Origin of the sequence: Azospirillum sp. B506 (assembly GCF_000333595.1) — a bacterium.
Classification (GTDB): domain Bacteria; phylum Pseudomonadota; class Alphaproteobacteria; order Azospirillales; family Azospirillaceae; genus Azospirillum.
On record NZ_BADK01000015.1, the window covers coordinates 1 to 2,036 of the forward strand.

A 2,036-nucleotide genomic window follows, 5' to 3' on the forward strand; every position below is an offset into this window, starting at 1 on the left:
GGGATTGATCTCATCACGTTGGGGTCCGCGGGCAATACCCTTTTCGTTTGGCAGTTGGAAACCCTGCTCGGCCGGGGCCGGTTGGGACAGCATTACGATCGTCTCGTCTTTCAACTCGATTTTGGTGTCCGGCATCGAGACGCTGAACGGCGGAACGTCGTCGGATATCGTGATGCTCGGCACCGCCGGCGGCACCACGTCCGTAAGGCTGGTGGAGACCGTGATCGGTGGAGCTGGTTCCGATTCCATCGTGCTCGCCACCGATAGCAACACCATCTTCGTATCGGCTGTGGAGACCTTGACGGGCAAGGGCGGCAGCGACGTCGTAACGCTTAGCCACAGCGGCAACACCATACGTCTCTCCGCAATCGAAACGCTTACCGGTGGTTACGGCACCGACATTGTCACGCTTGCCAGCGCCTCCTCAATGCTTGTGCAGATGCTGGATACACTGATCGGCTCTGCCGGCAAGGACGTCATAACGATTGCCCCCAGTGCTCCCCCGATGATGGTATCCGGCATCGAAACGTTGAACGGATCGCTAGGCGCCAATGTCGTGATGTTTGGTTCCAGCGGCGGCACCATGATGGTAACGCTGGTGGAGACGGTGACTGGCGGTGCCGGCACCGATGTCATCATGCTCGGTACTGGCGGCAACACCTTGCGGATCTCGGCGGTCGAGACGCTGACCGGCGGCACCGGCAGCGATCGCGTCATTTTGGACAACGCTGGCAACACGCTGTTTGTGTCCGCCATTGAAACTTTGACCGGGGGTGCTGGCCTCGATCTCGTCCTGCTCGGCAACGCCGGCAGCACGTTGCTGGTGTCCGGCATCGAAAGTTTGACCGGCGGTTTGGGCACCAATGCCATCAGCTTGCTGAATTCTGACAATACCATCCTGGTGTCGTCTATCAGGACGCTGACCGGTGGAACCGGTAGCGATGTCGTGACGCTTGGCACGTCCGGCAACACGCTGCTGCTTTCAGCCATCGAAACACTGACGGGCGGGGCAGGTGTCGACGTTATCACACTCAGCAACAGCGCCAACACCATCCAGGTGTCCGGCATCGAAACGTTGAACGGCGGATCCACATCGGATCTTGTCCTGCTCGGCACCGCCGGCAACACGCTTCAGGTCTACCGCATCGATACGCTGATAGGAGACGGCGGCACCGATGTCATCACCGTAGCTTCCCCCGGGGCAACGGTGATGATTGAGAGCATCGAGACCTTGATCGGCGGGATCGGCGTAGAGGTCATCTGGCTCGGCACCTCCGGCAATACGGTGTTGATGTCGCGCATCGATACGCTGATTGGCGGGGTCGGGACCGATGTGATGGCGCTGGGCACCACCGGCAGCACGATGCTGGTGTCAGGCATCGAGACGCTGACGGGCGGCAGCGGCCGTGACGTCGTAATCCTGGATTCCGGCGGCGCAACCTTGACGGTCCAGAGCCTGGAGACCGTGACGGGCGGGGTTGGCACCGATGTGGTGACGTTGGGCACCGCCGGCGGCACGATGCTGGTGACCGACATCGAAACGCTGACCGGCGGGGGCGGCTTCGACGTCGTCATCCTCAGCACTGGTGGGAACACTGTGCTGGTGTCGGCTATGGTCACGCTGACCGGCGGGGCCGGCACCGACGTCGTCACGCTCGGCACGGCTGGCGGCACGCTGATGCTGTCGGACTTCGAGACGGTGACCGGCGACAGCGGCATCGACGTGGTGACGCTCGGCACGGCCGGGAACAGCCTGCTGGTGTCCGGCATCGAGACGCTGACCGGTGGGGCCGGCACCGACATCGTCACGCTTGGCACTGCTGGCAGCACGCTGCTTGTGTCCGACATCGAGACGCTGTCCGGCGGGCGCGGGACTGACGTGGTGACGCTCGGCACCGCCGGCAACACGCTGCTGATGTCCTTGATCGAGACGCTGACAGGGGGGGCCGGAACAGACTTTGTGACGCTGGACAGCGGTGGTTCGACGCTGCTGGTGAGCGGGCTGGAGACGTTGACCGGCACCGATGGCACCCAGG

At 62.9% G+C, this 2,036-nt stretch carries 1 protein-coding gene; it reads left to right on the forward strand.

Going from position 1 to position 2,036, the window contains the following annotated elements; genetic code table 11:
- Positions 1–124: 124 nt before the first annotated feature.
- The coding region (locus I71_RS00510; RefSeq protein WP_375731153.1) for a beta strand repeat-containing protein at positions 125–2,036 on the forward strand (1,912 nt) is incomplete at its 3' end.